4 protein-coding genes and 1 riboswitch are annotated in these 4,867 nt (G+C 36.7%); of the genes, 2 read left to right on the forward strand and 2 right to left on the reverse strand.

Features of this window, described 5'->3' with window-relative positions; translation table 11 throughout:
• The first annotated feature begins 313 nt into the window (after positions 1 to 313).
• Positions 314 to 391, forward strand: a riboswitch (cyclic di-GMP riboswitch).
• A gap of 28 nt (positions 392 to 419) precedes the next feature.
• Both K8S13_RS04705 and K8S13_RS04710 read left to right on the forward strand, forming a co-directional pair.
• Positions 420 to 1,172, forward strand: coding sequence for a PEP-CTERM sorting domain-containing protein (locus tag K8S13_RS04705; protein ID WP_291460805.1), 753 nt, complete (start codon positions 420 to 422; stop codon positions 1,170 to 1,172).
• A gap of 632 nt (positions 1,173 to 1,804) precedes the next feature.
• Positions 1,805 to 2,839 (forward strand): lytic transglycosylase domain-containing protein, encoded by a 1,035-nt coding sequence (locus K8S13_RS04710; RefSeq protein ID WP_291460806.1) that lies wholly within the window; start codon positions 1,805 to 1,807, stop codon positions 2,837 to 2,839.
• Between the two features lie 283 nt (positions 2,840 to 3,122).
• Here K8S13_RS04710 and K8S13_RS04715 read toward each other — a convergent pair whose 3' ends face one another.
• Positions 3,123 to 4,121 (reverse strand): hypothetical protein, encoded by a 999-nt coding sequence (locus K8S13_RS04715; protein ID WP_291460808.1) that lies wholly within the window; start codon positions 4,119 to 4,121, stop codon positions 3,123 to 3,125.
• Positions 4,122 to 4,147: 26 nt separating this feature from the next.
• Positions 4,148 to 4,867, reverse strand: a 720-nt coding sequence (gene guaA, locus K8S13_RS04720) for a glutamine-hydrolyzing GMP synthase (RefSeq protein WP_291460810.1), incomplete at its 5' end; no start/stop codon positions are given.

Genomic DNA, 4,867 nt, shown 5'->3' on the forward strand with positions numbered 1-4,867 from the left:
AGTAGGCAATATGTTTAACATCAAAGCATCATGTTTGGCAAAGATCATGTAAGCTATTGATATAATAAGAAATATTAAGTTTTGTTACGTCAAGTGATGTATTAAATTGAATGAGCAATTCATAGTGCTAAACTATGTAATTTTTTTCACAATACTATGTAATTTTTTTCACAATACTATGTAATTTTTTTCACAATACTATGTAATTTTTTCTATAGAAAAAATTACCACAAATTAGTGTAAATACTATAAAATAACGTTCTTGCTACAGAAAAATACAATGGCACACATATTGCGTTAATAAAAACAATAATATTGAAAAAGCCAAACCTGTTTTGAAGCAGGGACGGAAAGCCGAAGGGTCTTGCAGGAAGATGGCCTGGTTGCCTATCAGAAATAATATTAAGGAGGAGTAATAAATGAAAAATTATTTATTAGGATTAATCGTTTTAATATCTGCTTTTGCTTTTACTACCAATGTGTTTGGATACACTTTAGGAGCGACATATGGATGGACCAGCACAACCGATCCATACTATCTCACATCTGCCAATATCCATAATGGTACCATTGATACAGGCGATGTAACTCTTGGAGATTTTATACAACGTGGCTCTGGTAGTACCAGTGCCGGAGGTTTCGGCAGCAGCGGTAGTGCCGTTGGCTGGGATGATACTTGGGTAGGCGGGGTAGGAAATGCAAATACCAATGGTGATTTTCTTGATGGACTTTGGTCTCAAATTTACAGTGACGGTGGCTGGTGGGATTTAGGCTCTGCATTTAGTGAAGTTGCTGTTTTTTCTTCACAGGATCATGGGCCATACCCTGCTGAGGGAATTGAGTACTATATATACGGAGCAAATAGTATTGGGGGTACTTTGTCATTAGCAGCAACACTTACTGACATTTATCTTGATGGGTGGCGTACTCATAACAGTGCCGAGGATTCTAATGGAAATGGGTGGTTAAGCGATGACCTCTCTACAGTTTTTGATCTCGGTAGTTCATACCAATACATCAAACTCGTTGCTTGGGGTGGAGGGAGTTTTACCGAACCAGAAATAGATGCTGTTGGTGGTTTCTCAAGTGCCCCTGTACCAGAACCAACCACAATGCTCCTCTTTGGTCTTGGTCTTCTCGGCCTTGCTGGAGTAAGCAGAAAGAAACAGTAATAAGGTCACATGAAGACAACTGCTGTATCGATCGATAATGATGGTAGACGTTTAGGGAAAGATAGACGGATATTCTCATATGCCGAGTATTTCCCTGAAAGAAGGTCCGGTACTGACCGAAGATCTGGTCTCGATAGACGCTGTAAACCGAGATAGGTATTAAATCATTATAGAAGGCAGGGTCATTAAGTTGGCTCTGCCTTTTTTTGTCCATTCCACTTACCAAATATATAGAGATTAATTTCTCCGAATCACCTGATATAGATTTTGAAAATAAGGGAAGTCTTCAAATATCCTTGATAAAGATATTTATCACAGAAAGGGAATTGGTCACAGGCGTGTGGGCATATTTTCTGAAAACATCAGGAACGGCTTCAGATTTGATCCGATTGAAGTGGAGCCATTAATGTAACGCAAAAAGCCGCCCTGCTGATTTAAACATTCGGCCTTCAATCCACAGAATCCTGTTGACATTAGGCAAACGTTCTATTAAGAGTTTTTAAAAACAATAATTCCAATTAAATAAAACTTTTTAATATCTGGACAAATCTATGCAATTAAAATCAAAAATCTTTTGTATATCAATTATATTGTTCTTTGCTGCTCCTTTGATCTGTTTACATGGAGACCCGTTGACTGAACAGATATCTGAACAGGCATCTGGCCGTCATTTCCCCTCATTAATACAAAGCATTCAGTTTAAAGATGATATTGAGTATTGTAACATTAAAATTCCCCTTGATCGTCAGGAGATAAAAGAAAGGCTGGAAAAAGAGATGCTATTGGCATTGGGGGATCGGCCACAGGTGATTCTCTGGATCAAAAGGGCAGCAAGATTTTTCCCCCATGTTGAAAATATTTTAAAAAAATATGAATTACCCCTTGATTTGAAATATGTTCCTTTAATTGAAAGCGCCTTAAGACCCCATGCAGGTTCCTCAAAAGGTGCGGTTGGATATTGGCAATTTTTAAGGTCTACCGGGAGACGTTATGGCCTCAGGATTGATTCACAAGTAGATGAACGAAGGAATATTTTTAAATCAACCCATGCAGCCTGTAAATATTTAAAGGCTTTGGAAAAGCAATTTGGAACATATTTACTTGCCCTTTCTGCATATAATATGGGTGAATATGGCCTGAAAAAAGAAATTGAGGCTCAAAATAATAATAATTTTTTTTCATTGTATCTTCCATTGCAAACCCAAAGATATGCTTTTAAAATTATCTCCGCTAAATTAATTCTCGAAAATCAGGAATCCTATGGTTTTTTCTTGAAGAAATCAGATTTATATCCGCTTTTTACTTTTGACAAAGTAAATTTCAAATCTGATTTTCAAATACCTATTTCCTTGATTGCAAAAGCAGCTGATATACCCTTTAAAACGATTAAAGATTATAATCCTGAGTTACGCGGGTATTACCTGGATAAAGGTGCCATTACCATCTTGATTCCAAAAGGGAAAGCAAAAGGGTTTAAGCAAAGCTTTACAGTACATTATAAAAATTGGGAAAAGACTGTTAAAACGAGATTTCACATTGTTAAAAGAGGAGAGAGTTTGATTGGAATTGCTAAAAAATACCGGATATCTTTTTCTTCTTTGTTAAAATTAAATAATCTTTCTACAAAAGGTATGATTCACCCGGGTGACAGGCTGGTGATTGAATAAAAATTATGAGGATGTGTTGTTTGAGTTCGAGTTTGAGTTCAAGTTTGAGTTCGAGTTTGAGCTTGAATTCTCTTTTTTGGGCTTTTGTTGTTTTTTTAAACAAATTTTGTCATCGCGTATGATAGCACATAGTTTTGGATTGTGTAATTCTCTGCAAGTTGCGTGATTATAAAGCGGGCATTCTGGGTATTGTTTAGACATTTCTATTCCTTTTTAATTGTATCCCCTAAGAATGTGCTATATATACCTTAATTTCCCCAATCTTTCAACCCATTTTCCTTGGCTATTCTATCAAAGATTCTTCTTTAATATTAACAGGCTCGGATGAATCAATGTTTATTTGCGGTTTTGGTTTACTGTTGGTTGGTATTATATTGGATGGTGAAGATTTAGAAAGTTGATCAAGATCTTTTTGAAGCCGGGATAGATTTGCGGTAAGTCTTTGATTTAACTTATTTACCTGTTGATCAAAATTTTTTATATGATTGTTTAAATCAGTGTTCAATAGATTGATTTTTTCATCAAGCGCGACCTGCGAGACTATGTCCTGTTCAAGTCCTTTAAATTTTTTATCCAGAAGACTTACATTCTTTCTAAGCTCACCAAGCAGCTGCTCATAGTCTGATAACTCAAGCAGCCTGGCATCAAATTCTTCTTTGAAAAGGCTGGTCTCTTCTTTTATTTGTCGGGCAGTTTTATCAAATTGATTCTGATTTTCTTTAATGGTGGAAAGGGTTTGTTTGTTGATCCTTTCAATGGTCTGGAGTGTTGTTTTATCCTGATTTGTATTATTGGCAACACGTTTTTCAAGTTTAGTGAACCGATTTTTAATGGTTTTGGTATCAGCCTTAATGGTCTTAGTGTCGGCTTTTGTGGTTGTTAATTTAGCGATTCGCCCTTCAAGCAAAACATTTTTTTTATCAAGTTCAGGCAGTTTGTTTTCAAGGTCAAATTTGTTTTTAGCTATTTTTACATCCAGGGTATTTAATTTTTCTTCCAATTGTTGAAAGATTCTTTCGACCTGGTTTTGTTTGGTCAGATCAACATCAACCATCCTTTCTTTCATATCAAGGTAGGCAAAGATGACAATGACACCGATCAGGCAGGGAAGTATGATGGAAATTATCGTGACTCTGTTGGAAAGTTTATCTATTTTCAAGGTATTGATCTCTTCGTGATATGTCGAAGTCGGAAGTTCACTGTCAGTTTGTTTAAGTAAGTCTTCATCCTCAATAAAATCCGGGTTATCAGGTCTGAAATCTTTTAATTTTGTTGAATCCATTTTTTATATATCCTGTTTTTAATATTTTATTCCCATTCAATCGTTCCGGGAGGTTTGGATGTGATATCAAAAACAACCCTGTTAATATTTTCGACTTCATTGATAATCCTGTTGGAAATTTTACCCAGAAGATCATGGGGCAGCTTTGCCCAGTCGGCAGTCATTGCATCATTGCTGGTGACGGCTCTGATAGCAATACAATTTGCAAAGGTTCTTTTATCTCCCATCACCCCCACGCTTTTAACAGGCAGCAGAACTGCAAAAGATTGCCATAACTTTCTGTAAAGTCCGGCTTTTCTGATTTCTTCAAGTAAAATAGCATCGGCCTCTCTTAAAACGTCAAGCCTATCAATGGTTATTGCTCCCATGATCCTGATGGCAAGGCCAGGGCCGGGAAAAGGTTGGCGCCATATTAAATCATCGTTGATGCCAAGTTCCGCGCCAAGCTTCCTTACTTCATCCTTGAAAAGAAGTTGTAAAGGTTCAATTAGTTTAAGTTTCATTTTTTCCGGCAATCCACCGACGTTGTGATGAGATTTGATAATAGAGGTGGGGCCGCCAAAGGCAGATTTGGATTCAATAATATCAGGGTACAAGGTTCCCTGGCCAAGAAACTGCGCTCCATCTATTTTATTGGCTTCGGTTTCAAACACCTCAATAAAGAGGTTGCCGATAATTTTGCGTTTTTCTTCAGGATCAATCACATCTTTTAATGCAGTTAAAAATTTATCTTTTTCATCAACAAA

The organism is Desulfobacula sp., from assembly GCF_021107415.1.

Bases quoted from the DNA above. Each gene is read 5' to 3' on its own strand.
- K8S13_RS04715 (WP_291460808.1), bottom strand. From the start codon at position 4,121: ATGGATTCAACAAAATTAAAAGATTTCAGACCTGATAACCCGGATTTT.
- K8S13_RS04705 (WP_291460805.1), top strand. From the start codon at position 420: ATGAAAAATTATTTATTAGGATTAATCGTTTTAATATCTGCTTTTGCT.